A 26,447-nucleotide genomic window follows, 5' to 3' on the forward strand; every position below is an offset into this window, starting at 1 on the left:
TTGACAAGAAAATATTTAATACTTATACTTAAAAACTGTGCGACAAGCGAGAGGGGATAGTGTGCCCCTTTCGCTTGATGTATGTGTTGATTTTCAGATAGTTTCTATGTCAGAGAGCTGTCTGTTTATCATATATTGTTTTATCACTAAAATAGGAGGTAAAAGGAATGCCAACATTTAACCAGTTAGTTCGTAAAGGCCGTCAGACTTCTGAGAAGAAGTCAACAGCTCCTGCGCTTCAGAAAGGATTCAATTCCCTTCATAAGAAGGCAATTGATACTGCTTCACCGCAGAAGAGAGGCGTATGCACAGCTGTTAAGACTGCTACACCTAAGAAGCCTAACTCAGCTCTTAGAAAGATCGCCAGAGTACGTCTTTCTAACGGTATCGAGGTAACAAGCTACATCCCCGGCGAAGGTCACAACCTTCAGGAGCATAGCGTTGTTCTCATCCGTGGTGGAAGAGTTAAGGACCTGCCTGGTACAAGATATCACATTATCCGTGGAACTCTTGACACAGCAGGTGTTGCAGACCGTAAGCAGGCTCGCTCCAAGTACGGCGCAAAGAGACCTAAGGCTGCAAAGTAATTTAAGTAACTATCATAACAAGATCTAATTTTTTTAAGAGTGTTGGTGTTTCTTTTTCGTAATAAAAAGACCCGCACGTACACTAAAAATTAGTGAGTACCTATGATCTATAGTAAACAGATGAAGACTGACACTCATCTGCGATTCTAAAGGAGGGAAGAACCGTGCCGCGTAAAGGACATATTGTAAAACGTGACGTATTAGCGGATCCTTTATACGATAACAAGGTTGTAACAAAGCTTATCAACACAGTTATGCTTGATGGTAAGAAGGGTGTTGCACAGAAGATCGTATATGGTGCATTCGCACAGGTAGAGGAGAAGGCTGGAAAGCCTGCTCTTGAAGTATTCGAGGGTGCTATGAACAACATCATGCCCGCTCTCGAGGTAAAGGCTAGACGTATCGGTGGTGCTACATATCAGGTACCGATCGAGGTTCGTCCGGATAGACGTCAGGCCCTTGCACTTCGCTGGCTTGTAACATTTTCTCGTAACAGAGGCGAGAAGACCATGGTTGACAGACTTGCATCTGAGATTCTTGATGCATTCAACAACACTGGTGCATCTGTAAAGAGAAAAGAAGATATGCACAAGATGGCAGAAGCAAACAAGGCATTCTCACACTACAGATTCTAATTTATTTAGTTTTTGGTGTAAGAAACGTCGATTATTATTAGGAGGATAAACCTTTGGCTGAAAGACAATACCCATTGGAGAGAACCAGAAACATTGGTATTATGGCTCATATCGATGCCGGTAAGACTACACTTACAGAGCGTATTCTTTACTATACTGGTGTTAACTATAAGATTGGTGAGACCTATGAAGGTACTGCTACCATGGACTGGATGGAACAGGAGCAGGAGAGAGGTATCACAATCACATCTGCAGCTACAACATGCCATTGGACACTTCAGGAAAACGGAAAGGTTAAGCCCGGTGCACAGGAGCATCGTATAAACATTATCGACACTCCCGGCCACGTTGACTTTACCGTTGAGGTTGAGCGTTCACTTCGTGTACTTGATGGCGCTGTAGGCGTATTCAGTGCAAAAGAAGGCGTTGAGCCTCAGTCTGAGAACGTATGGCGTCAGGCTGATGGATTTAATGTTCCTCGTATGGCATTCATCAACAAGATGGATATCATTGGAGCAAACTATTTCGGAGCTGTTGAGCAGATCAGAAATAGACTTAAGAAAAATGCTATTATGATCGAAATCCCGATCGGAGCTGAGGATCAGTTCCAGGGTATTATCGACCTTTTTGAGATGCAGGCTTACATCTACAATGATGATAAGGGCGAAGATGTAACAATCGGCGAGATTCCTGCTGATCTAAAGGACGATGCAGAGCTTTATCGTAGTGAGCTCGTAGAGAAGATCTGCGACCTCGATGAAGATCTTATGATGAAGTACCTTGAGGGCGAGGAGCCTACAATGGAGGAGCTTAAGGCTGCTCTTCGTAAGGCTACTTGCGAGTGTAAGGCTTTCCCTGTATGCTGTGGTTCTGCACACAGAAACCGTGGTATCCAGAAGCTTATCGATGCTGTTATCGAGTTCATGCCTTCACCTATTGACATCCCTGCATGTAGCGGTACAGACATGGATGGCAACGAGGTTACAGTTGAGTCAACTGATGATGGCCCGTTCGCAGCTCTTGCATTCAAGATTGTCAGCGATCCTTTCGTAGGAAAGCTTGCATTCTTCCGCGTATATCGTGGTACAGCAAATTCTGGTTCTTATGTACTTAACAGTACTAAGGATACAAAGGAGCGTCTTGGACGTATCCTTCAGATGCACGCTAACAAGCGTTCAGATCTTGATAAGGTTTACTCAGGTGATATCGCTGCAGCTGTTGGTCTTAAGAACACAACTACAGGTGATACACTCTGTGATGAGAAGAACCCCGTAATCCTTGAGTCTATGGAGTTCCCGGATCCCGTTATCGAGCTTGCTATCGAGCCTAAGACTAAGGCTGGTCAGCAGAAGCTTGATGAAGCACTTCAGAAGCTTGCTGAAGAGGATCCTACATTCAGAGCACATACAAACTCTGAGACAGGTCAGACAATCATCGCTGGTATGGGTGAGCTTCACCTTGATATCATCGTTGACAGACTTCTTCGTGAGTACAAAGTAGAAGCTAACGTTGGTGCACCTCAGGTTGCATACAGAGAGGCTCTTCTTAACGCTTGCGATATCGAGAGTAAGTATGCTAAGCAGTCCGGTGGACGTGGTCAGTATGGTCACTGTAAGGTTCGTTTCGAGCCCATGGATGCCAACGGCGAGAATCTTTACCAGTTCGATAGCGAAGTTGTCGGCGGTTCTATTCCTAAGGAATACATCCAGCCTATCAGCGAAGGTATCGAGGAGGCTATGAAGGCCGGATCTCTTGGTGGATTCCCTGTTGTAGGTGTACATGCTACAGTTTATGACGGATCTTATCATGAAGTCGACTCTTCAGAAATGGCATTCCACATTGCTGGTTCAATGGCATTTAAGGATGCTATGGCTAAGGGAGGAATGGTTCTCCTTGAGCCCATCATGAAGGTTGAGGTTACTATGCCTGAGGAGTACATGGGTGATGTTATCGGTGACGTTAACTCACGTCGTGGACAGGTTGAAGGTATGGATGACCTTGGCGGCGGTAAGATCGTAAGAGCACATGTTCCGCTTGCTGAGATGTTCGGATATGCTACAGACCTTCGTTCAAGAACACAGGGTCGTGGTAACTACTCAATGTTCTTTGAGAAGTATGCTCCTGTTCCGAAGAACATTCAGGAAAAAGTACTTTCTAACAAAAATGCATAAATAAATTAAGGGCTGGCATCGATTTCTAACGAAATCATGCCATAAAGCCCTTGTTTATACTATTTAAGGCTTGATTTCAAGCCAAAATTCTAATATAATCGGTATAGTCGGTTATTATGAAAAAAAATGTTGATGTAACATTTTATTTAAGGAGGATATTTAAAAATGGCAAAAGCTAAGTTTGACAGAAGTAAGCCGCACGTAAACATTGGTACAATCGGACACGTTGACCATGGTAAGACAACTCTTACAGCAGCTATCACAACTGTTCTTGCAGACAGAGGATTCAGCCCTGCTGTTGCTTTCGATCAGATCGATAAGGCACCCGAAGAGAAGGAGCGTGGTATCACAATCAACTCTGCTCACATCGAGTATGAGACAGCTAACAGACACTACGCACACGTTGACTGCCCTGGCCACGCTGACTATGTAAAGAACATGATCACTGGTGCAGCTCAGATGGATGGTTCTATCCTCGTTGTTGCTGCTACTGATGGTGTTATGGCTCAGACAAAGGAGCACGTTCTTCTTGCTCGTCAGGTAGGCGTTCCTTACATCATCGTATTCATGAACAAGTGTGACATGGTTGACGATCCTGAGCTTCTTGACCTCGTTGAGATGGAGATCAGAGACCTTCTTACAGAGTATGAGTTCCCTGGCGATGATACACCTATCATCCGTGGTTCTGCTCTTAAGGCTCTTGAGGATCCTAAGTCTGAGTGGGGTGACAAGATTATGGAGCTTATGGATACAGTTGATTCTTACATCCCTGAACCTACTCGTGAGACAGATAAGCCTTTCCTTATGCCTGTTGAGGACGTATTCACAATCACAGGTCGTGGAACAGTTGCTACAGGTCGTGTAGAGAGAGGACACCTTAACCTCAACGACGAAATTGAGATCGTTGGTATCAAGGAAGAGACATCTAAGTCAGTATGTACTGGTATCGAGATGTTCCGTAAGACAATGGATTACTGTGAAGCTGGTGATAACGTAGGTCTTCTTCTTCGTGGTGTAGACCGTGACGGTATCCAGAGAGGTCAGTGTATCACAAAGCCCGGTTCTGTAACTTGCCACAAGAAGTTCACAGCCGAGGTTTACGTTCTTACAAAGGACGAGGGTGGACGTCATACACCTTTCTTCAACAACTACAGACCTCAGTTCTACTTCAGAACAACTGACGTTACAGGTGTTTGCAACCTTCCCGAGGGAACAGAGATGTGCATGCCTGGTGACCACGTAACAATGTCTATCGAGCTTATCCACCCCATCGCTATGGAGCAGGGTCTTAAGTTCGCTATCCGTGAGGGTGGACGTACAGTTGGATCAGGTAAGGTTGCTACAATCGTAGAATAAAGCCTTCGGCTTTGAGCCGCGCGTACGAATAAATAAAGAGCTTGGAAAGCACTTGTGCTTTTCCAGGCTCTTTTTTATTCGTGCATGGGGCGAATGCCCCGCGCTAGTAAGCGAAAGCGAAGCTTTCGGTTACGATGCGGCTCAATGCCTGTAAAGATACAAAAAAAGCTTATAAACAGAAGTGTGACAGTTGTGATATTTGATAAGATACAAAAATGAGTATTTGTAGTATTATGTTGGTAAGAGGCATGATGCAATACAGATAAAGTTAAGGAGTAGCCTATGCAGGAAATAAAAGAAAAAAATGAATTAGATTATACCTGTGGAATTTCGGATGATGAATTAACTGAAAGATTTAAGGAATCCATACGCATAGACGAGGAGATAAGAAAAATTAAAGGGCTTCCTACGTCAGGTTATGATGCCGAAGCGAAACGAGCATATATACTCTACCCTGATGGGAGGAAAGAGTATGTCTGATGTAGAGAAGAATTTAAAGCCAGAGGTAATTGTTTTTGCTGGACCTAACGGCAGTGGAAAATCAACAATTACAAAAATGGCAAAAACAGTTGGCGTGTATATTAATGCAGATGATATCAAAAGATCTAGTTTGTGTAGTGATCTTGAAGCAGCTCAAAAGGCAGAGGAACTCCGAGAGCAAGCTATAAATGAGAAAAGAGATTTTACATTTGAAACTGTTCTTTCTACAGACAGAAATCTTAATCTTTTGAGGCGTGCTAAGGAGAATGGTTACTTTATTAGATGCATTTATGTTCTTACTGCATCTCCAGATATTAATGTAGCACGTGTCAAGATTAGGGAGGCTTCAGGTGGTCATGGTGTGCCTGAGGAAAAGGTAAGATCCAGGTATTATAAGGCTCTATCTTTAGTTCCACAGTTGGTTGATGTTTGCGATATACTGCATGTTTATGACAATACGGACACACCATTTCGAATTTTTAAAAAGCGAAAAGATGTGTGTTTTCAATGGGAAAACGACTTTTGGAGCAACGAGAACATTGCTATATTAACCGGGATACATAATTGATATCAGTATAGAAGCGTCAACAGTTTGTTGACGAATTGATATATAGAATCGTCCCCAAGCTGAGGACGATTTCAGAAAAGAGAATTCTATGGCAAATATTAGATCTGTTCAAGATTACAAGGAATTTCTTAAGGAAAACAGAGAACTTCTGCATAAAAACGCTGTAAGAATCGAAGATCTTTCTCCGGATGATGATTGGATTCTTGATGAGGAGTGGGATAGAATATATGAGCAAGAGTTTTTAAACATATGATAGTATAATAGCCTTTGTTAAGCTAGGTGTTTGAGATATACTTTTTTACAACGAACGAAAACCTTCGAGGTTTTCAGCGGAAGCGGTGCCAGCATCAATTCCGTTCTTGAAGATTTACTAAGAACACTTCGGTGTTCTTTTTTCTTACAGAAAAACGGGGGCAACAATGACAAGGCTTTTGTTTGTTTAGATTCCCTATTACAATATAAAGGTATGAGAAAGAGAGGGCTTGGGTCTTGTTTGGGGAAATGAGATCTGGGAAGTGACCGATATGAAAAATAAATTAGTTGGGGTGATTCTTATTGGCATGCTCATTTTATCTGCATGCTCTTATTCCAATTCAAAAGAAACAGAACAGAATTAAGTAGCAACTTCTTCAAAAAAACTTCTGAGGTATTAATTTCAACTGACCAGGTTCCAGAAGATGAATTTGTTGCTCAGATGCCAGTACACTCAGGCATATGGAAAGCTGCTGATTATGGCAGTACAACTTATTATTATGAGTTTTCTGATGAGTATACTGGTAGACGGCTTGGATCAAATGCAGGAAATGTTGAAGAGTTTTCTTATGAAATGAGTGATAGTGATAATCTGGTAATACATTATGCTGACCGACATGTGTTGCAATGGTTGCCTGCGGATTAAAACAGGATGCAAAAATAAATCCTTATGTTGTTGGTAAATATGCAGCGGAGCAGGGACTATATACATATGGTCAGGGAACATCCTGGGATATTATGAAAACAGGAGCTGAGCATTATGGGCTTACTGTTTCTGAAGGAAATATTTCAGCAGAATATATAAGGGATAATCTTTCAGATAACACCCCTATGATATGCTCAATGAAACCAGGGAATTTTACTTATACCGGACATTTCATTGTTTTGACAGGAATCGATGAGAAGGGACTTGTAACGGTAAATGATCCTAACAGCCCTAAGAACAGTTCAAAAAAATGGGATGTGGACAAACTGGTTTCTCAGATGAAGAGCATATGGATGTACAGATTATAAGGTTTTAAGCATAAGCACTTTTTATGATAACCCGGCGCAGCTTGGTGTCATTATAAAATAGTGTATCTACGAATCATAGAGTATAAAATATACTTTTATCTATGCTCTATAGGTTACAATATACTTAGAATTATCCTACGCTTAAGTTGTAACCATTAACGCGCTGATAGGAGTGTTAAAAATGATTGATCAAAAGAAAACAGGACAGTTCATATCAGATATCAGAAAAGAAAAGGGCCTTACTCAGAAACAGCTGGCTGACGAGATTGGAGTTAGCGACAAAGCTATATCCCGCTGGGAAACGGGGCGTGGCATGCCTGATACTTCAATTATGGCAGATCTTTGCAAGGTACTTGATATCAGTATTAATGAACTGTTATCCGGGCAGCGCCTATCCAGCGTGGATTACAACGGAAAGGCGGAAGAAAATATGGTAGAACTAATAAAAACAAATGAAAATGTCAAAAAACAAGGCAGAAACGCCGTCATTGGGACTGTTGTTGGTATTATTTTGCTGTGCCTCTTTATTTATCTGATTACAATTATATCCGGTGGAGTAGGAATGATAATCTACTTCATCGATCCTCCATCCTTAGTCGCGTTGCTTGGTATTCAGCTTATTATCCTTGGCGCATCAGGACATTTTGCAGATTTTTTCAGAAGTTTCAAGTTGCTTTATTCATCAAAAAGCTATTCCGATGAAGAGTTTATGCAGTTATCAGAAAAAACAGAATATGCTTTAACCTTTGGTATAAAAGCCACGCTTCTTGCCGGAATATGTGTTGTACTGATTGGTTTCGTTGCTTTCATGCATAATCTGTCTGATCCGGCTACAATCGGCCCAAGCCTTGCTGTGATGGTGCTTACTTCCCTTTATGCTTGTATAATCTCCCTTATTCTTTTGATGATTAAAGGAAGAATCCATCGTTTTCATTCATAAAAAATTCAGTTGTGATTGACAGCCTTATAGGAGAAATCAGATGGCTTATGAAGATCCTCAAATAGTCCAGGAATGGCTAGATTCACTTAATGAGTTAGATGTAAAAGTTAAAAAGATGTTCGGCTGCTATTGCCTGTACTGTGATAACTAGGCTGTAGGTTGGATCTATGATAGTGTCATGAGCCTACGAGAGGTAGGCTTGGATTACTTGCCGGATGATATCATGAGACCGGGGAAAGATGATAAGATCCAAGAACTGGTAATTCCACTTGATTATGTCAGAGCGGATTGGCTACCAAGGGCTGTTCAGGATACAGCAGATTTTGGAAAAGAACAATAAAAGAACGTATTTGAGTAAAATTGGGGAGAGCACTGTATGTTAAGACTTGAGAAGATAAATGGTAAAAATGTTTGGGATATATTGAAGCTGTCAGTTAATGAAGACCAGAGAGAATTCGTTGCTTCTAATGAGGTTAGTATCATTGAGGCTTATACAACTGGCACCAATAATGGCTATGCGTTTTCTTTTGGTATTTATGATGACGATATTCCAGTGGGTTTCGTTATGATCGGATATGACAAAGATGATTATTGGGATGATGCACCTAAGGTAGCAGATAATAGCTATAATCTATGGCGGCTGATGATAGACAAGAGATATCAGCAAAAGGGCTATGGCAGAAAAGCAATAGAACTTGCGCTCGAATTTATTAGGACATCTCCATGTGGAAAAGCTGAGTACTGTTGGCTTTCATATGAACCGGAGAATAAGGTGGCAAAAGCTCTTTATGAGTCTTTTGGATTTGTAGAAACCGGGGATGTGGACGGAGAAGAATTAATTGCAGTTTTAAAACTATAAAGCATAAGCATGATGAGGATTGTGCTGTAGTCACACATGGCTTCTTTATGCATACTTTGATTAGAATAATGAAGAATGTGGGCTTCAAAGCAGATAAAGAGCGTGTGAACTATAGGAATGGAGAAGTGATTTTGCTTACAAGAGGTTGTGAGAGTTAAAAAGGATTTTTTGTATATGACAGATTGGGGATTAGAGAAAGATTTTTTGCATAGTTCCAGGAAGAATATGTGGAACAATGATTATTTTGAATTCCTTGTAAAATGTGTTTGGAAAATTGACAAGCCGGTAAGGATTATCGATTTTGGCTGTGGATATGGTTTTCTGGCGCAGATGTTATTGCCATTGATACCTGGTGGGAGCAGCTATAAAGGCATCGATATTTCTGAAGAACTTATAAAAGATGCAAACATACAATTTGAAAACTGTCAAGAGGTTAGTTTTGAACTTGCTGATCTAAATGAATATGTGCCAACTGAAGAGTATGATATTGCAATATGCCAGTCTGTACTTAGGCATCTGTCTAATCCTGAAAATATCTTGAAAAAGATGGTCAATTCTGTTAAGGAGAATGGATTGGTTATATGCATTGAGCCCAGTAGAAGATTGGAAAATGCAGGTATATATGTCGATAGTAATGCTTTTGATCCGTTTGAACATGACGATTTTCTACGACAAAAGTGGACATCTGAGAATAAATCCGGTGGTCGTGATTATCAGATAGGCGTTAAAATTCCAAACCATATGAGTAAGTTGGGGCTTAAGGATGTAGGTGTCAGAATCAATGACTACGTGGATTATATTGGAACTATAAATGACAAGGAGGAATCTGCCCCAAAAGAGGTAACTAGATTTCTCAAGGATCATAATGTCGATGATAAATATCCTGAGGCAGATGGATTCTTGGCTGCGCGTTGTCATGTGATTTCTTATGGTTACAAATAACTTGAAAGTGTTAAGGTGAAGAACAATGGCGGATTTTGGTATTAATGAAATGCTTGAAATGCAAAGAACATTACAGGAGAGATACAAAGACAAGTGGGAAGGTATTTCTCCGGAAGTTGGGAAGAGTAAGCTGCTGCAGAGATTGCCCAGGCTACAATCGTAGAGTAATTCTTACCCTAGCCTAGAGCTAAGCGCATATAATGCGATAAGAACAGCCACTGCAAGGTTTTCTTGCAGGTGGCTGTTTTTTATTGCGTTTTTAACTGCGTTTATTTTTTTATAATATTGAGAAAATATTGTAACGAATCTACGAAAAAGCGGACTAATATTATAGAATCAAATAAATGAGTCGGAAAGGAGGTATCCGTGGATTGAATATAAAAAAAATATGCGAAGAGTACTATCCACTTGTAATGGGATATCTTCTGACACTCACTAATGGAAACAGGGATCTGGCTGAAGACCTAACGCAGGAGACATTCTTGAGGGCTATCAAAAACATAAATACATTTAAAGGTGAATCCAAAGTTACAACCTGGCTTTGTCAGATTGCGAAATATACATTTTGGCAGCATCTTGATAAGAACAACAAGTTCAAGAATATACCTCTGGATGAGGTGGTAGAGGGTGCTTCAATTGAGTTAGTTGATGAATTATATATAAGAAAAGAAGAGAATGAGGCTCTATACAAGAGCATAGACAGCTTAGATAAGACAACGAAAGAAGTTGTGCTATATAGGATAAAGGGTGAACTATCCTTTAGGGAAATAGGCGAGTTATTCGGTAAAACCGAGAACTGGGCCAGGGTAACTTTTTATAGAGGTAAGGTGAAAATCGGAAAGGAGATGAATGGTTATGAGTAAGTTTGAATGTGAATTAGTAGCAGATCTCCTTCCGAGGTATATAGATAAAAAATGCACTCAGGAAACGACAGAATTTATCGAAGACCATATTAAGAGCTGTGAGGAGTGCAGAGAATTATTTGAGGTGATGAATACAGAGATAATAGGTGTGACTGAAGACAAACCAGCTAAGCGGAGAAGACTGAGCGGTGGGATTAAGGTGCTGCTTGTAGTTTTGGGATATCTTGGAATAGTAATCGTTGCGCTGATGATTTTTTCATATATTTTGATGAACGGGGTATTGTGATGGATGAGAAGATAACCCAGTGCGGAATTATAGAGGATCTGATACCTTCATACGTGGATGAGGTATTAAGTGATAGTGTGAATGATGCAGTAGAAAGCCATTTGAATGAATGCCCTAAGTGCCAGGAGGCGCTCCGGCAATATAAACTTAAGCTTCAAAATTCTCAGATGGAATCAGCAAAAACAGAGGCCGCTTTTGTAAAGAAGATGAAAAGTGCAAAGCATTATCTGATTGGAATGGCGATCGGGGCAGCGATTCCGATCGTGGCGTTCATAGGTTTTATAGTATATATTGTGATACTTACAGTGATAAACGGATAAGGGAGACAAGGCATGAAAAAAGGTTCAAAGATAGCAGTTGGGATTATAGCGGGCATAGTAATAGGCCTTATTACAGTTGTAGCGTTTATATTTGTTTTCATAATGCTGTTCTTTTTTGGTGGTCCGCCCAAGGTAACAAAGGGGGCGGATAAGTACGAGGAGACGATAAAAAAATATACTACTCTTCCAAATGGCAGAGTACGCACCGGTTTCTTCGTATTTCCGGAGAAGATTCCTGCAAGTGCATTTGAACAGGAGGAGCAGCCGGAGTTCTATTTTTCATATCAGGATACTTGGGATGATCCTACCTGTGAAGTATACTTAAAGTGTGTATACTCTGATGCAGATTATGAGGCAGAGATAAATAGAATTAAAAACGAGCATAAGGCTTTTGGCGGGAATAACAAGGATGTGCTTTATGAGAATTCTGAAAGATTTAATCATCCTGTATATCTGGCTATAGATCATCACGATTTTTCCTATGAATATGCCATGGATTTGGGCGATAATAGTATTGCCTATATTTATACCGCTTATAAAAGCGATTTGAAGAGTATTAAGAAGATTCCGAAGGAATATCTCCCTACGGATTTTGAGGAGAGTCTGGACTTTGAGAACGGCTCCTATTGGGCCGAAGGTAACTATGATATATACGAATTACCTAATTCAACGCCTGAGCTTCATAATGGTGGGAGAGACTTTGGCAGGAATTAAACGGTAATATTTTTCTATAGATGATAGGGGGAATGTTAGGAATTGAAGGCTTTTTTACAGGGAAAAGGAGTAATTCAATATCTAGCGGAAATATACTATCAGCTTTATGTTGCACCAGGCATGGAAGGTGCTGAGGAGATGTATAAAGCGATAGTAAAGCGCGGTGAGAGTGCGTATGCAAAGGAACTGACTCACTTTACTTTATCTGATCAGGACAAGATAGAAGTTGCCAATACCCCGGCAGGAGAGATGAAGGTCGTGACGCTTCATGAGAGGCACGATTTTGAGATCTTTTTACAGATCATGGCTAACAGATGCGCGGTGAAGGAGATTCCTGCGACTCAGGGAGCGTCTATCATCGATGGCATTATAAACTGGCGAAGAATAGAGGCTCATAGGGATGAGTTCATAAAAAAGGAGCTTGAAAAGGGCGTGGATGAACCTGATTGGAGTGCAGAATTTAGCAGGTTTACGATGGATAAGAGTAATTATCTCGACGCTATAATTGTGCTGTCTGTGGGCCCTTATAGTGGTATCACCGCAGCAAAAGTCGATATGTCTGATGATGAGTGGCTTGGTTATTCGGACACTATCCGTAAGTACCATGAGTGCACTCACTTTATTTGTCGTAGATTGTATCGTGAAAAGATTGATCCTATCTGGGATGAGATTGTGGCGGATGCTGTTGGAATCTTTGCTGCCTTTGGAAGATATGATGCGAAGATGGCGGAGCTCTTCTTAGGGATAGATGAGAATGGTTACTTTGGCGGCAGGCTTGAAAACTATGTGGACGTTGATAAATCGGACACCGCTCTCTGGGGAAATGAGATGGAGAAGGTATCAAAGCAGGTACACGGCACCATTATGCAATTTTCGGAGATGATAGAGAAGAGTAAGCTGTCTGATCCATTCGAGATAGCGATTATGCTAGAGGAAAGCAAATAAAAAGTCATTGACACGTTGGTCTATTGTGTGTAGACTATAATTACAAAGTCGATAGTGAATAGACCAAAAAGGAGGTTGTCATGGCGGTAGAATTAGGGGAAGTCCAGATGCAGTTTGCCAAGCTTATATGGGAGAAGGAGCCGGTTGGTTCCGGAGAGCTTGTGAAAATGTGCGCGGATGAATTCGGGTGGAAGAAATCAACCACCTATACTGTTCTTAAGAAGCTCTGTGAGAAGGGCTTGTTTCAAAATGTAGATGGCGTGGTCACGTCCATGATTTCCGAGGAAGAATTTTATACCAGGAAAAGTGAGGAGTTTGTGGAGGAGACCTTTGGAGGCTCGCTTCCCGCTTTTCTTGCGGCGTTTACATCAAGGCAGAAGCTCTCTAAAAAGGAGCTCGCTGAGATTAAGAAGATAATCGATAACGCGAAGGAATGAGACAGGCATAGTAAGGCGGAGGAAAATGTATGGGGACTATTTTTATAAAGGTTATTGAAATGAGCATAGCAGCCGCATTTTTGATGGCTGCGGTTATTCTTCTTAGATTTCCGCTTAAGAAGGCGCCCAAATGGTTTATGGGCGTTCTGTGGGCTATAGTTGCGCTGAGGTTGGCGCTCCCTTTTCAGATCGAGACGAAGCTTGGCGTTATGCCGAATTTTGCCGGAGTGATCGAAGGCTACTTTAATGAGAGCGGAATCACAAACGCAGCTACTTCTGTTACGAATCACATTTATACACCTGACTCAAATGTGGGCTATGTGGCTGAATTTGAGCCGAATACTTCTGTTGATGCTGATGAAGAGATAATAGAATATCTTCCAAATGAGGAGATCATCACGACCACTATAGCAGACGGAAGCATGAGCAACCTGACCGACAGGAAGGATCTGTTTATCAGACTTCAGATGATATGGCTGTTTGGTCTTATGGTGGTTATCGCATACGCTGTTTTCAGCTACATCTCTATATGGAAAAAGACCAGAGCTTCAATAAAAATGGGTGGTAATGATAGGGTTTTCATCTGTGATGAGATTGATACACCTTTCATACTTGGAATAATCAGGCCGTCAATTTATCTGCCTTCGGGCCTTGATGATGAGACCAGAAGGAATGTCCTTGCCCATGAAAAGGCTCACATCAGAAGGGGAGACCATCTTCGCAAGCAGTTTGGATTCGTTCTTCTGGCAGTGCACTGGTTCAATCCGCTTGTGTGGGTTTCATATATGCTGTTTTGCAAGGATATCGAGCTTGCCTGCGATGAGCGCGTAATAAGTCGCATGTCTCTGGACGAAAAGAAGTCCTATGCCAATTCGCTCCTTCTTTGCAGCACGCATCAGAAGCTTATTCTGGCGTATCCGCTGGCTTTTGGTGAGGTCGGAGTAGGAACGAGAGTGAAGCAGATTTTCAATTATAAAAAGCCTACCTTCTGGCTTTTGGTACTTCTTGTGATGATAAGTGGTGCGCTGTCAGCGTGCTTCCTTACAAGCTCAGCAGATACTGATGGGGCTGCGCAGGATGCGGATATTCACGTTACCATGCCGAATGCTGAAAGCGATGCTTCTGAGCAGACTTCAGAGGATGCCGAAAGTAACAGCTCCAGTCATGTATTCAAATCAACTCCTCAGGATGCGCTTCTTGGACAGTGGGGTACCTGCTTCATCGACAGAAACGTTGATGGTATAATCGAGAATTCCACAGAGTTTGTCCAGAAAAAACTTATCAGTGAGGGTGTTCTTTCCATGGACGAGGATGGCACATACTTTGGATGGTCAAGTCCCTGGCCGGATTCACTCTCTGATAATAAAGGTCAGCCAATCTCGGTTTCGTATTTTCTTAATGATGAGGAAAAGACTGAGGCGGTCGTACATTACTATGCGACGGATTCAGAGCCCCACGTGTATGTATGGATCGAGAAGATCAAGGTGGGTCAGGATGAAAACGGTGACTACAAGGTTACTGAGGAGTACCTTGATATGTACGATAGTATTGATACCTTCAAAGACTTGGAGGATGCGTACTTTAGTCACAGCATGGATAATGAGGCGATTGATTACACCAAAAACGGTTTTGGTGAATACTTAAATGACCATGCAAAGACAGATCCGGACGGCCTTTACAGCATGTATTTTGACCCGGTAGAATCCGCAAAGTATCTGCTTAATCTCTCTGATGATGAGTCAAAGGTTGTCGTGGCAAAATCAGAGGATAAGGATAACGGCACAGTTGTATCCATCAAATTTGTTAAAGAGAGCAAGTTCATGGATATCCTGATGGTTAAGCCATGGGGTGAGGATGGTATATTTGTTCCTCAGATGAAGATGCCTGCAGGATTGTATGGCGAGAGAAACTATGAGCTTCTGGATGATACAACAGGAAGTCTGTCTGATGATGAAACCAGCTATCAGATAGCAGATGATTCCGAGAACGATTATCTTGCAGGTAATGAAGGCCCCGGGAATTTGTTGTATACTGAAGAGACCGAGGCAAAAATCGGTACCGTACCTTTTTCAGATGATACCTCATACTTCGAGGATATCCATAAGGATAAATCCACGGTAGATGGCTACTATAAGGAAGTCGATCCTGATGGAGATAAAAAGAAAGAAAAGGAAAAGGTTATCGATCTTGAAGATTAGGGAGATGCAACAACCGACATCGTAATAAAAAAGAATCTAGGAGTAAGTTAAGTGAGAGCAGTTGTAACAAGAGTTTTATCAGCATCAGTAACGATTGACGGCAACAAGGTTGCAGATATAGGAAAAGGATTCCTGGTTCTTCTGGGAGTCCACACCAGTGACACTGAGGCTGAAGCAAAGAAGATCGCAGACAGAATCTGCGGTCTTAGAGTTTTTGAAGATGAAAAAGGAAAGATGAATATAAATCCGAAGGACGCGGGAGCTAAGCTCCTTATAGTGAGTCAGTTCACGCTTTATGCTGACTGCAAGTCCAGAAGACCCGGATTTACGGAAGCAGCAAGGCCTGAGATTTCAGAACCTCTCTACGAGCTTGTGGTAGCTGAGTGCAGAGAGCGCGGCTTTGAGGTACAGACAGGAGAGTTCGGCGCCGACATGAAGGTGGAGTCAGTGAATGATGGCCCTGTTACGTTACTCCTTGACACAGCGGAACTGGGATCTAAATAAAACAGCTTTCTAAAAGAATGGCCCATATAATTTTTATGCTGATTATACGCTAAGCGTAACAGAAGCAGAAAAATTATATGGGCTATTTAAATGGAAAGCGTCGGTTTACTTATAATCCCTGGCCGCCTTTACAAATCCTGCAAACAGCGGGTGCGGATTGTTAGGACGGGACTTGAATTCGGGATGAGCCTGAGTTGCAATGTAAAATGTGTTCTCAGGATACTCGATCATCTCAACGATACGGTTATCAGGAGAAAGACCGCAAAGCTTAAGACCATGCTCTTTTAATGCTTCCCTGTAATCGTTGTTAACTTCATAACGATGACGATGACGCTCTGTTATATTCTCGTTCTGATAGAGAGAATATGCCAGGGTGTCCTTTTCTAATGTGCAGGGATATGAACCAAGTCTCAGTGTACCGCCGAGGTCCTCGCCTGTTGTGTGATCAGGTAAAAGAGCAATGAGCGGGTGAGTGGTTCCTGCATCGAACTCAATTGAATGAGCATCATCATATCCTAAAACGTTTCTTGCAAATTCGATTATTGCGAGCTGCATTCCAAGGCAGATGCCGAGGAAAGGAATCTTGTTTTCTCTTGCGTATTTGATGCAGGTGATCATTCCTTCGATTCCGCGATCGCCGAAGCCGCCGGGAACGATGACACCGTTAACATCTGCTAACGCTTCTTCTACATTCTCATCAGTAATAGTTTCTGAATCAATCCACTTTATCTTAACTTCTCTTTTAGCAGCGATTCCGCCGTGCTTTAATGCTTCCACAACGCTAAGGTATGCATCGTGAAGCTGAGTGTATTTTCCGACAAGAGCGATGTTGACAGTCTCCTCAAGAGAGTAGAGAGTGTCTACCATGTGTTGCCAGTCGCCCAGATCAGGCTCTTTGCATTCGAGGTTCAGGCACTCGAGAGCAACCTCTGCCAGGTGCTCCTTCTCCATTGCAAGGGGAGCCTCATATAAGTATTTAAGGTCAAGGTTGTTAAGTACGTTTTTGCTGGGAACGTTGCAGAAAAGAGAGATCTTTTCCTTGGTCTCCTTATCAAGCTCGACTTCGCTTCTGCAGACGATTACGTCAGGCTGAAGACCCATTCCCTGGAGAGTCTTAACTGCCATCTGTGTGGGCTTGGTCTTGATCTCCTGAGAGCAGCGAAGATATGGAATAAGGGATACGAGGATGATCATTGCATTTTCATGTCCTACCTCGTGCTGGAACTGTCTGATTGACTCAAGGAAGGGCTGAGATTCGATGTCACCTACGGTTCCGCCGACCTCGATGATTGCGATATGTGTGTCGTCGTTCTCGTAGTTTCGATAAAAACGACCTTTTATCTCATCTGTTATGTGGGGTATAACTTGGACAGTATGTCCGCCGTAATCTCCACGTCTTTCTTTGTGAAGTACTGACCAGTAGATTTTACCTGTGGTCACGTTAGAATTCTTATCGAGGCTCTCATCGATGAAGCGCTCGTAGTGTCCAAGATCCAGGTCGGTTTCTGTTCCGTCCTCGGTAACGAAAACCTCACCATGCTGAATGGGATTCATGGTGCCGGGATCCATGTTGATATATGGATCAAATTTTTGCATGGTAACTTTGTAGCCTCTGGCCTTTAAAAGTCTTCCCAGTGAAGCAGCAGTGATTCCTTTTCCTAATCCTGATACAACTCCGCCCATAACAAAAACATATTTTACAGACATATAACCTCCTAAAAATAAAAAAGGCGCAAAACAGTGAGAGGTAGCCCTACTGTTTTGGCGCCATTGCCTTTACTAAACTATGTTAGTTTTTTTTAGAAATGATGTCAATACTTTTGGGGGCATAAATAAGGTAATATTAATTCTGTTATCTTGACACGGGAAAATACATAGTTTAAATTAATTGAGTTAAGGCAAAGGCGTCTTGGACATTGGTTCAAGGCGCCCTTTTTTACGACTTTTTGGATTTTGTGAAAGGAGCATTATGGCAAAGGTTAATGATAATTATTTGAAGCTTCCCGGAAGCTATCTGTTTTCTACAATAGGAAAAAAGGTTAAGGACTTTTCAGAGAAGAATCCTGATAAAGAGATAATAAGACTTGGTATCGGTGACGTTACACAGCCCCTTGCGCCTGCGGTTATCGACGCTCTTCATAAGGCTGTAGATGAGATGGGAAATGCTGATTCCTTCATGGGTTATGCTCCTGATCTTGGTTATTCATTTTTAAGAGAGGTTATCTCTGAAAAGGACTTCAAGGCACGTGGATGTGATATTGAAGCTGATGAGATTTTCGTATCAGACGGTGCTAAAAGTGACTGCGGAAATATCCAGGAGATCTTCGGACTTGATAACAGGATTGCGGTTTGCGACCCCGTGTATCCTGTGTATGTTGATTCCAACGTTATGGCAGGAAGAACCGGTGAGTATGATCCCCAGCTTGAGCGCTTCAAGGATGTTATCTATATGAAGTGCACCAAGGAGAACGGCTTTACACCTGATATTCCGAGCGAGGTTCCGGACCTTATTTATCTGTGCTTCCCGAACAACCCCACAGGTGCGGTTATGAAAAAGGAACAGCTCCAGGAGTGGGTAGACTATGCTAACAAGCATGACTCAGTCATCCTCTATGATGCTGCTTATGAGTCATACATTTCAGAGGCTGATGTTCCACACAGCATCTACGAGTGCGAGGGTGCAAGGGACTGCGCAATCGAGTTCAGATCATTTTCAAAAACAGCAGGCTTCACAGGACTCAGACTTGGATACACTGTTATCCCTAAGAGCCTGAAAACCGGCGGCGTTGACCTCTGGCCTTTGTGGGCAAGAAGACATGGAACCAAGTATAATGGTGCCCCATATATTGTACAGCGAGCTGGAGAGGCAGTTTATTCTGCAGAGGGAAGAAAGCAGGTTGAGGAGCAGATCGCATACTACATGCAGAATGCGAAGATCATCAGCGAGGGGCTTAAGGACGCAGGCTTTGAAGCATACGGCGGAGTGAACGCACCTTACATTTGGATGAAGACACCTGACAATATGACAAGCTGGGAGTTCTTTGATTATCTCCTTGAAAAGGGCAATGTGGTTGGGACACCCGGATCAGGCTTTGGACCTTCAGGTGAGCACTACTTCAGACTCACAGCCTTTGGCAGCAGAGAGAACACTGAAAGAGCTATCGAACGCATAAAGACTTTATGATAAAATGGATTCAAATCATTTTTATGTAAAGTCGATGGTGTTATGAATAACGATAAGATATTGCTTGGCAGAATAAGAGATCTGGCAAGAAGAGCATATGAAAATAATTATGTTACGCACACGGAGTTTTTATCAGGCTCAGAGCTGTATGATGTGAAATCCATGTGCGTGGCAAATAGTATGATCACCGGAGATAATCAGATCGAGGGTGTGGATTACTGCGTATACGGAGGCACATCAGAGGCGGAGAGGTCTGTGATGTGCTTTCTTCCGTCTTATCTTGATGCGGAAGGATTCCTTCTTCAGGAGGAGGTGGACCCGGAGGTTATCAGCTGCATTCTGATAGAGCCTGTAAACAGAAAGTTTGCGGATGAGCTTACCCACAGAGACTTTTTGGGAGCGCTTATGAATATGGGCATCGAGCGCAACAGGATAGGCGATATCATGACTGACCAGACCAGGGCCTACGTCTTTGTCATGAAGGAGGTGGCGCAGCTTATATGTGATGAGCTGTGCAGGATAAAGCACACTACCGTGAAGTGCAAAGAGGTGCCTGCTAAGGAATGCGATATCGTTCCTGAATACAAGGAGCTTGAGGGTACGGTTTCTTCCGAGAGACTTGACGCTATCCTGGCCCTTGTATATAAGCTCAGTCGCAGCAAGGCACAGGAGCTTGTTGAATCGGAGTCTGTTTTCATAGATGGGAAAACTGCGTATTCTGCAGGTTATGACTTAAAAGAAGGTGCCAGGGTATCCGTTCGTGGGTATGGGAAGTTCGTTTATGACGGTGTCCAGAAATCCACCCGTAAGGGCAGGCTATCTGTGAAAATAAAGAAATATTGAGAATGTATTAAATCATTTTTTGAGGGTATTTTTACATTTTGTTGCAAATATGTCATATTTTATTATCATACACAGTGAAGGCATGGTATAATTATTGTCAATTGGAATAATATATTCTAACTTTTAAACGGATTTACACAGAAAGGGAGAAGGCATTGTTGTTATAAGAGCTTTGGGGGAAGCTACATCAATGTTATGTGTGGGAAATGAAGAAAACGAAGCTTTATATCAAAACATTAGGCGGGTTTGGCATTGAGTGCAATGGCAAAGAGATTACTCTTGGAAGAAATCGTGCATCCAAGTACATTCAGCTGGTTGCAAGAGTGTTTACTGCAGGCGCGGCCGGAGTGAAGAAGGAAGACCTTCAGGATGACATCTATTCAGAGGATCTCAGCGTTAAGAGTAATCTCAATAACAGTATGAACAACCTGATTTATCAGTTCAGAAAGGTTGCTGAGAAAGCAGGCATTCCCGGAGGCAATGTGATTGCCTTCATAGATGGCATGTACAAGACTGACCCCAACATTGACGCTAACGCTGATACCGTTGAGTTTCTTGGTTATATAAGCAGTGCCAAGAAAGCGACCAAGGACGCAGATAAGGCGATCAATTACAGAAAAGCCTTCGATATATATAAGGGAGATTTTCTTCCGGAGCTCAATGAGCTTTACTGGATTTCCAAAAAGAGTGAGGATCTCAGAACCGTATATGAAGAGTGCGTGGATTTCCTTGCAGAGTACTACATGACAAATGGCGACTATGAGAATATGGCTCATATTTTCCATAATGCATCTGAGATCGATCCTGACTGTGAGTGGCAGGTGGGCGAGATCAATGCGTACAGACTCATGAAGGATTACCGCAAGGCTTACTCTCTCTATGAGGAGATGATCAGATACTACGCTGAGGAGCTCGGAATCACTCCCACAGAGAATATGCAGAACTGCTACCAGGAGCTTCAGGATGCAGCGTTCTCAGGCCAACAGGGCGACGAGGATGACGCGGCTGGAGAGAATTCTCTGAAAAGTGGTCTTATTGACGATGAAGAGGAAGAAGGCGGACCGTATGAATGCCTTTACCCTGAAATGAGTGCTTCCTACCATATTTTAAGCAGAAATATGGAGAGACACGGTCTCACAGTTTTCCTTCTGCTTCTTACTATCGCTGACTATGAAGGAAAAGAGATCAGGCAGGAAGAGAAGGCAGAGAGAAGAATGGAGTCCCTCAGGGATGCCATAAATGATACGCTTCGTCACGGCGATGCTTTCTGCAGATTTTCAAGGACTCAGTATCTTGTGCTTCTTACAGGAACAGGTGTTGAGGAATGCATGCTCGTTCACAGAAGACTTCAGGATAAACTGAAGGTACTTGCAGGTCCCAGAGCAACCTTAAATTACAGAATTATCTCCTACGCAGACATGACCGCAGAGGGCCAGTACGTATAAAGTAACTTTTTTTCAAATTATTTAGAAATTTGTGGGCTTTTTGCAGTAACATAATAAAAGCTTTATGGATAGTTTATAATTTGTTGAATGTTAGTGATATAATTGTAATTGAGGGGGCATAATGGTTATTTGGAGGAATGCCCATGGCTATTGGAAATCTTGACTTGACGTCGCTTGACAGGACGCTGATGACCAATGAGCAGAAGTCATTGTTGAATGTTAGCAACGTATCGCAGAAGGAAATCGAGCAGTTGCTCATTATGAGAGGGCAGGTGCAAGAATTCCAGATCATGATGATGAAGTATGATTGTGCTTTATCAGAAGTGAGAACCAAATTGGAGGTTTTGAATAAGGAACTCTCACTTAAAAACAATCGTAACCCGTTTGAGAGTATTAAGAGTAGGATTAAAACTCCCGTAAGCATATATGAAAAATTGAATCGCAAGGGCGTACCCTTTTCTATTGAGAATATTGAGAGCAATATATCGGATATTGCCGGTTGCAGGGCTATTTGCTCCTTTGTTGATGATATTTATATGGTTGCCGACTGTCTTAAGAAACAGGACGATGTAAACGTGCTTGTTGAAAAGGACTATATCGCTACACCTAAGGATAGCGGATATCGAAGCCTGCATCTAATTATTGAGACACCGATTTTCTTAACGGATGTCAAAGAGATGATGAAGGTTGAGGTTCAGTTTAGAACCATCGCTATGGATTTCTGGGCGAGTCTTGAGCACAAGATGAAATATAAAAAGGACATCGAGAATGCTGACCTCATATCTGAGGATCTTAAGTTCAGTGCAGATCTTATCAATCAGCTCGACAGACGTATGCAGCAGATTCGTGAGAAGATCGATGCCGGTGACGGAAGAACTTACAGAATGACACCTACCGAGGAAGAAGAGAGAGCTGACTCCGAGACCATGGAGATCATCCGCAGAGAGATTCAGGCGGAGCAGAAGGCCATGGCTGCAAGGAGAAAAAAGTAGAGTTCCTTCTATTATTAATTGAATATGAAAAAATGAATGCCATTACAGAATCTTCTATAGATAACTGTAATGGCATTTTTGTTTGTTGCACAAGACCGGCAAGCGAATGGATGCTTGCATACAAATTCATTTGCCGGTTGTAAGAACATGGAGCACGAAGTGCGGAATGTTCGTGTGCGAAATCGAGTAGGAGTCAGCCTACTCGATTTGTTTATATTAGGTGATTCGATTTCTTCCTATATAAATGCTTTTTGTAATGCTTTAGTTTTTGGCAGTCCATCTTCCGCTTGCACCGCAGGGAAGAACGAGTCCGTTTGATGAAACGGGAAGGCCAACCTCATCAGCTTCAACTGAGCCTTCGTGAAGAGGATCGATAGCTGTATGTAACATATAGGAAAGAACTGCTGGCTGCAGACCTGTGGTATATGAATTGATAAGGAAAAACAGAGGCTTATCTGAAAGGAGCTGAACGCTTCTTAATATAAGGTCATATACACAGTCCTCGATTTTCCAGATCTCACCCTTGGGGCCTCTGCCGTAGGACGGAGGATCCATGATGATTCCGTCATAGTGATTGCCACGTCTGATCTCGCGGTCAACGAATTTACCGCAGTCGTCTACGAGCCATCTGATAGGAGCATCAGCAAGACCGGATGAAGCAGCGTTCTCCTTTGCCCACTGAACCATACCCTTTGCTGCATCTACGTGTGTTACACAAGCACCTGCCTTTGCAGCTGAAACTGTAGCGCCGCCTGTATATGCGAAAAGGTTCAGGACCTTGATAGGTCTGTCAGCATTTTTAATAAGCTCTGAAAACCAGTCCCAGTTAGCTGCCTGCTCGGGGAACAGACCTGTATGCTTAAAGCTGAAGGGCTTTAAATGAAAAGTAAGTTCCTTATAATTAATGGTCCATTCTTCAGGAAGTGAACGGAAGTCCCATTCGCCGCCGCCTTTATTGCTTCTCTGGTAGCGGGCGTTCCACTTCTTCCAGCCCATGTGCTTTTTCTTGGTGTTCCAAATAACCTGGGGATCGGGACGCACCAGCATGTAGTCACCCCAGCGCTCTAGCTTCTCACCGCCGGATGTATCAATGACTTCGTAATCTTTCCAATTCTCTGCAATAAACATAGAGATAACTCCTTGCTAAATGATTTGACAGGATATCTTCTTTATTATATAGAAAAGAATTTGCATTAACTGTTCTGAATAGTGAAATGAAAAATGAGAATCTACATAATATTTAAAGAAGACTAATTGTCACAACTGTTTAAAGTGGTATAATGCTCTGAGTGTTACTAAATCAAGTTTACCACGTTTGTTCTATTAATATATAGAAGAAACATTTACCTATTCTATCTGAAAATGCATAAAATGGTAGAGTATGCATCAAAAAGATTAAAAAACATCAAGTTTAAACCGCTAAAATTGCCTATTTTCAATAAAAAGAGATTAATTTTGAAAATAACACTTGCATAGAATGGGAAAATGATATATAGTAATCCATGCTGTGACATGATAGCTGTGAAGCGAGAGGTTGCTGTCTTATCCAGTGAGACAGGTTTTCCGTGGAGCGAATGTCAAGAGACCTTTAAGGTCAGACAATCTGACGACAAGTCACTGTACAAACAATATGTCTGCGAGCTTTTGCGAGCAGAAACGACGTGTGAGAAAACATTGGATGAATTTGAGTCCATGACACACACGGGAGAGTGTACAGTCACCGCTTGTCGTACTTATCTAATTAAAGTGCGAAAAGGAGGCGACTTTTTTTATGGCAAATCAGGTAATGAGAATTACACTTAAGGCGTATGATCATCAGCTCGTAGATGCTTCTGCAAAGAAGATCATCGAGACAGTTAAGAAGAACGGATCTCAGGTCAGCGGACCTGTACCGCTTCCTACTAAAAAGGAAGTAGTAACAATCCTTCGTGCTGTACATAAGTACAAGGATTCCAGAGAGCAGTTCGAGCAGAGAACTCACAAGAGACTGATTGATATCATCACACCTACACCTAAGACAGTTGAGGCTCTTCAGAGATTAGAGATGCCCGCAGGTGTAAACATCAACATCAAGATGAAATAATTCATCGGTAACTAATGTAAACCTCTACTAGTATGATGCGAGACGCATGATGCCGTAATACTGGAGAATTGCAATAAGCAATTGAAGCGACATTGCGAACGATTTAAGCATCCGCTGTAGATGTAATAAGGAGGTAAATACAATGAAGAAGGCTATCTTAGCTACGAAGATCGGTATGACACAGATCTTCAACGAAGACGGTTCACTTGTACCTGTAACAGTTCTTCAGGCAGGCCCCTGTGTAGTAACACAGATTAAGACTGTTGAGAACGATGGTTACAGCGCAGTTCAGGTTGGCTATGTTGATAAGAAAGAAAAGATCATCAACAGAGACAAGAACGGCAAGAAGACAATCGTACATGCACATGGTGTAAACAAGGCTCAGCAGGGTCACTTCAAGAAGGCTGGCGTATCATGCAAGAGATTCGTTCGCGAGTTCAAGTTTGAGAACGCAGCTGAGTATGAGCTTGGAAGCGAGATTAAGGCAGACATCTTCGCCGCTGGTGATAAGATCGACGCTACAGCAACTTCCAAGGGTAAGGGATTCCAGGGCGCTATCAAGAAGAATGGTCAGCACAGAGGACCTATGGCCCATGGTTCTAAGTTCCACCGTCATCAGGGTTCTAACGGATCCAGTTCTGATCCGAGCCGTGTATTCAAGGGAAAAGGAATGCCTGGTCACATGGGAAGCGTTAAAGTAACAGTTCAGAATCTTGAAGTTGTTCGCGTAGATGCTGATAAGAATCTGATCCTTGTTAAGGGCGCAATACCCGGACCTAAGAAGGGACTTGTAACAATCAAGGAAACCACAAAGGTTGAGGCATAAACTTTTCGAAAGGAGGAACATACAGATGGCTAACGTATCTGTTTACAATATGGAAGGCAAAGAAGTTGGCAGCATCGATCTTAATGATGCCATTTTCGGAGTTGAAGTTAATGAACATCTTGTACATCTGGCAATCGTTCAGCAGCTTGCTAACAATCGTCAGGGTACACAGAAGGCAAAGACACGTTCCGAAGTTAGCGGAGGTGGTCGTAAGCCTTGGAGACAGAAGGGAACCGGTCATGCTAGACAGGGTTCAACAAGATCTCCTCAGTGGACAGGCGGCGGTGTAGTATTCGCTCCCGTTCCGAGAGATTACTCTTTCAAGATGAACCAGAAGGAGAAGAGAGCAGCACTTAAGTCTGCACTTACAGATAAGGTTCAGAACAATAAGCTTATCGTTCTTGACGAGCTTAAGATGGATGAGTTCAAGACAAAGAAGTTTGCAGAGGTTATGAACAACCTCAAGGCTACTCGCAAGGCACTCGTTGTTGTTGCTGAGAACGACGCTAAGGTTGTTAAGTCTGCAAAGAACCTCGCTGAGGTTAAGACAGCGCTTACAAACACAATCAATGTATATGATATCGTAAACGCTCATACACTCGTTCTTACAAAGGACGCAGTTGCAAAGATTGAGGAGGTGTATGCATAATGGCAGCATTACAGTACTATGACGTAATCCTTGAGCCTGTACTTACAGAGAAGAGCATGAATGCCATGGGCGAAAAGAAATACACTTTCTTCGTTCATCCTGAAGCTAACAAGACTCAGATAAAGGAAGCAGTTGAGAAGATGTTCGAAGGCGCTAAGGTTTCTAAGGTAAACACACTTAACGCAAACGGCAAGCTTAAGAGACGCGGAATGACTTACGGTAGAACTGCTAAGATCAAGAAGGCTATCGTACAGCTTACTGCAGACAGCAAGGACATCGAGATTTTCCAGGGACTTTGATAATAACTAATTAACTATACGCACAGGATCAAAACAAAGTCCGGATCCGGGTTAA

The 26,447-nt window shown here is 42.4% G+C and carries 31 protein-coding genes; 29 read left to right on the forward strand and 2 right to left on the reverse strand.

Annotated elements, in window-relative coordinates:
* The first annotated feature begins 167 nt into the window (after nucleotides 1-167).
* From rpsL to dtd, 21 genes are all read left to right on the forward strand, one after another.
* Entirely contained in the window at nucleotides 168-587 is a 420-nt protein-coding gene (rpsL, locus tag G601_RS0107715) for a 30S ribosomal protein S12 (protein WP_026493590.1), read from the forward strand.
* Nucleotides 588-751: 164 nt separating this feature from the next.
* A complete protein-coding gene (gene rpsG, locus G601_RS0107720; RefSeq protein WP_022760818.1) occupies nucleotides 752-1,222 on the forward strand; it encodes a 30S ribosomal protein S7 in 471 nt (156 codons plus the stop codon).
* Between the two features lie 53 nt (nucleotides 1,223-1,275).
* On the forward strand, nucleotides 1,276-3,393 hold the full coding sequence (gene fusA / locus G601_RS0107725) for an elongation factor G (RefSeq protein ID WP_026493591.1): 2,118 nt from the start codon (nucleotides 1,276-1,278) through the stop codon (nucleotides 3,391-3,393).
* Between the two features lie 165 nt (nucleotides 3,394-3,558).
* Complete coding sequence (gene tuf, locus G601_RS0107730; protein ID WP_026493592.1) at nucleotides 3,559-4,749, forward strand: elongation factor Tu; 1,191 nt, start codon at nucleotides 3,559-3,561, stop codon at nucleotides 4,747-4,749.
* Nucleotides 4,750-5,031: 282 nt separating this feature from the next.
* A complete protein-coding gene (locus G601_RS0107735; protein WP_242834395.1) occupies nucleotides 5,032-5,229 on the forward strand; it encodes a hypothetical protein in 198 nt (65 codons plus the stop codon).
* Nucleotides 5,222-5,797, forward strand: coding sequence for a zeta toxin family protein (locus G601_RS0107740; RefSeq protein ID WP_026665018.1), 576 nt, complete (start codon nucleotides 5,222-5,224; stop codon nucleotides 5,795-5,797). The genes G601_RS0107735 and G601_RS0107740 overlap by 8 nt, the downstream gene beginning before the upstream one ends.
* Nucleotides 5,798-5,885: 88 nt before the next feature.
* Nucleotides 5,886-6,050 carry a hypothetical protein gene (locus tag G601_RS26085; RefSeq protein ID WP_155834487.1) on the forward strand — a complete coding sequence of 55 codons (165 nt, stop codon included), beginning with the start codon at nucleotides 5,886-5,888 and terminating at the stop codon, nucleotides 6,048-6,050.
* 324 nt (nucleotides 6,051-6,374) lie between these two features.
* Nucleotides 6,375-6,695, forward strand: coding sequence for a hypothetical protein (locus tag G601_RS26620; RefSeq protein ID WP_035790477.1), 321 nt, complete (start codon nucleotides 6,375-6,377; stop codon nucleotides 6,693-6,695).
* A complete protein-coding gene (locus G601_RS22405) occupies nucleotides 6,677-7,063 on the forward strand; it encodes a C39 family peptidase (protein WP_051205667.1) in 387 nt (128 codons plus the stop codon). The genes G601_RS26620 and G601_RS22405 overlap by 19 nt, the downstream gene beginning before the upstream one ends.
* A gap of 181 nt (nucleotides 7,064-7,244) precedes the next feature.
* Nucleotides 7,245-8,003, forward strand: coding sequence for a helix-turn-helix domain-containing protein (locus G601_RS24850; protein WP_051205668.1), 759 nt, complete (start codon nucleotides 7,245-7,247; stop codon nucleotides 8,001-8,003).
* Nucleotides 8,004-8,202: 199 nt separating this feature from the next.
* Nucleotides 8,203-8,343: a hypothetical protein gene (locus tag G601_RS26430; RefSeq protein ID WP_196808837.1), complete on the forward strand. Its 141-nt coding sequence runs from the start codon at nucleotides 8,203-8,205 to the stop codon at nucleotides 8,341-8,343.
* A 36-nt stretch (nucleotides 8,344-8,379) separates the two neighbouring features.
* The gene (locus tag G601_RS0107770; RefSeq protein ID WP_026665019.1) at nucleotides 8,380-8,862 is read left to right on the forward strand and encodes a GNAT family N-acetyltransferase; all 483 of its coding nucleotides are present in this window, start codon (nucleotides 8,380-8,382) and stop codon (nucleotides 8,860-8,862) included.
* A 147-nt stretch (nucleotides 8,863-9,009) separates the two neighbouring features.
* Entirely contained in the window at nucleotides 9,010-9,804 is a 795-nt protein-coding gene (locus G601_RS22415) for a class I SAM-dependent methyltransferase (RefSeq protein WP_207638031.1), read from the forward strand.
* A gap of 371 nt (nucleotides 9,805-10,175) precedes the next feature.
* Nucleotides 10,176-10,667 (forward strand): RNA polymerase sigma factor, encoded by a 492-nt coding sequence (locus G601_RS0107785; protein ID WP_026665020.1) that lies wholly within the window; start codon nucleotides 10,176-10,178, stop codon nucleotides 10,665-10,667.
* Nucleotides 10,660-10,953, forward strand: coding sequence for a zf-HC2 domain-containing protein (locus G601_RS24855; RefSeq protein WP_051205670.1), 294 nt, complete (start codon nucleotides 10,660-10,662; stop codon nucleotides 10,951-10,953). Before G601_RS0107785 ends, G601_RS24855 begins: the two co-directional genes overlap by 8 nt.
* Nucleotides 10,953-11,273, forward strand: coding sequence for a zf-HC2 domain-containing protein (locus G601_RS0107795; protein ID WP_026493594.1), 321 nt, complete (start codon nucleotides 10,953-10,955; stop codon nucleotides 11,271-11,273). The genes G601_RS24855 and G601_RS0107795 overlap by 1 nt, the downstream gene beginning before the upstream one ends.
* 12 nt (nucleotides 11,274-11,285) lie before the next feature.
* The gene (locus G601_RS0107800; RefSeq protein ID WP_026665021.1) at nucleotides 11,286-11,987 is read left to right on the forward strand and encodes a hypothetical protein; all 702 of its coding nucleotides are present in this window, start codon (nucleotides 11,286-11,288) and stop codon (nucleotides 11,985-11,987) included.
* A gap of 42 nt (nucleotides 11,988-12,029) precedes the next feature.
* Entirely contained in the window at nucleotides 12,030-12,932 is a 903-nt protein-coding gene (locus G601_RS0107805) for a DUF7005 family protein (RefSeq protein ID WP_026665022.1), read from the forward strand.
* 80 nt (nucleotides 12,933-13,012) lie between these two features.
* The gene (locus G601_RS0107810) at nucleotides 13,013-13,369 is read left to right on the forward strand and encodes a BlaI/MecI/CopY family transcriptional regulator (protein WP_026665023.1); all 357 of its coding nucleotides are present in this window, start codon (nucleotides 13,013-13,015) and stop codon (nucleotides 13,367-13,369) included.
* Nucleotides 13,370-13,398: 29 nt separating this feature from the next.
* Nucleotides 13,399-15,567, forward strand: a complete 2,169-nt coding sequence (locus G601_RS24860) for a M56 family metallopeptidase (RefSeq protein WP_026665024.1) — start codon at nucleotides 13,399-13,401, stop codon at nucleotides 15,565-15,567.
* Nucleotides 15,568-15,618: 51 nt separating this feature from the next.
* Nucleotides 15,619-16,071, forward strand: coding sequence for a D-aminoacyl-tRNA deacylase (gene dtd, locus G601_RS0107820; RefSeq protein WP_026665025.1), 453 nt, complete (start codon nucleotides 15,619-15,621; stop codon nucleotides 16,069-16,071).
* Between the two features lie 105 nt (nucleotides 16,072-16,176).
* Here the strand turns inward: dtd and G601_RS0107825 are convergent, their stop codons facing one another.
* Nucleotides 16,177-17,778: a CTP synthase gene (locus tag G601_RS0107825; RefSeq protein ID WP_026665026.1), complete on the reverse strand. Its 1,602-nt coding sequence runs from the start codon at nucleotides 17,776-17,778 to the stop codon at nucleotides 16,177-16,179.
* Nucleotides 17,779-18,040: 262 nt separating this feature from the next.
* Here G601_RS0107825 and G601_RS0107830 point away from each other — a divergent pair, with 262 nt between their 5' ends.
* From G601_RS0107830 to G601_RS22430, 4 genes are all read left to right on the forward strand, one after another.
* Nucleotides 18,041-19,255, forward strand: coding sequence for an LL-diaminopimelate aminotransferase (locus G601_RS0107830; RefSeq protein ID WP_026665027.1), 1,215 nt, complete (start codon nucleotides 18,041-18,043; stop codon nucleotides 19,253-19,255).
* Between the two features lie 42 nt (nucleotides 19,256-19,297).
* Nucleotides 19,298-20,098, forward strand: a complete 801-nt coding sequence (locus G601_RS0107835; protein WP_026665028.1) for a YlmH family RNA-binding protein — start codon at nucleotides 19,298-19,300, stop codon at nucleotides 20,096-20,098.
* Between the two features lie 206 nt (nucleotides 20,099-20,304).
* Nucleotides 20,305-21,543, forward strand: a complete 1,239-nt coding sequence (locus G601_RS0107840) for a bacterial transcriptional activator domain-containing protein (RefSeq protein WP_026493602.1) — start codon at nucleotides 20,305-20,307, stop codon at nucleotides 21,541-21,543.
* 143 nt (nucleotides 21,544-21,686) lie between these two features.
* Nucleotides 21,687-22,535 (forward strand): GTP pyrophosphokinase, encoded by an 849-nt coding sequence (locus tag G601_RS22430; RefSeq protein ID WP_081673440.1) that lies wholly within the window; start codon nucleotides 21,687-21,689, stop codon nucleotides 22,533-22,535.
* 261 nt (nucleotides 22,536-22,796) lie between these two features.
* On the opposite strand, the gene G601_RS0107850 is transcribed toward G601_RS22430, so the two are convergent.
* The gene (locus G601_RS0107850) at nucleotides 22,797-23,663 is read right to left on the reverse strand and encodes a class I SAM-dependent methyltransferase (protein ID WP_026493603.1); all 867 of its coding nucleotides are present in this window, start codon (nucleotides 23,661-23,663) and stop codon (nucleotides 22,797-22,799) included.
* A gap of 643 nt (nucleotides 23,664-24,306) precedes the next feature.
* Here G601_RS0107850 and rpsJ point away from each other — a divergent pair.
* The 4 genes from rpsJ to rplW all read left to right on the forward strand — a co-directional run bounded on the left by rpsJ (nucleotide 24,307) and on the right by rplW (nucleotide 26,392).
* A complete protein-coding gene (gene rpsJ / locus G601_RS0107855) occupies nucleotides 24,307-24,618 on the forward strand; it encodes a 30S ribosomal protein S10 (protein WP_022761340.1) in 312 nt (103 codons plus the stop codon).
* A gap of 142 nt (nucleotides 24,619-24,760) precedes the next feature.
* Entirely contained in the window at nucleotides 24,761-25,444 is a 684-nt protein-coding gene (rplC, locus tag G601_RS0107860; RefSeq protein WP_022761339.1) for a 50S ribosomal protein L3, read from the forward strand.
* A gap of 25 nt (nucleotides 25,445-25,469) precedes the next feature.
* On the forward strand, nucleotides 25,470-26,093 hold the full coding sequence (rplD, locus tag G601_RS0107865) for a 50S ribosomal protein L4 (RefSeq protein WP_026493604.1): 624 nt from the start codon (nucleotides 25,470-25,472) through the stop codon (nucleotides 26,091-26,093).
* A complete protein-coding gene (gene rplW / locus G601_RS0107870; protein ID WP_026493605.1) occupies nucleotides 26,093-26,392 on the forward strand; it encodes a 50S ribosomal protein L23 in 300 nt (99 codons plus the stop codon). The genes rplD and rplW overlap by 1 nt, the downstream gene beginning before the upstream one ends.
* The last annotated feature ends 55 nt before the right edge of the window (nucleotides 26,393-26,447 follow it).

Origin of the sequence: Butyrivibrio sp. FC2001 (genome assembly GCF_000424125.1) — a bacterium.
In the GTDB taxonomy this organism is placed as follows: domain Bacteria; phylum Bacillota; class Clostridia; order Lachnospirales; family Lachnospiraceae; genus Butyrivibrio.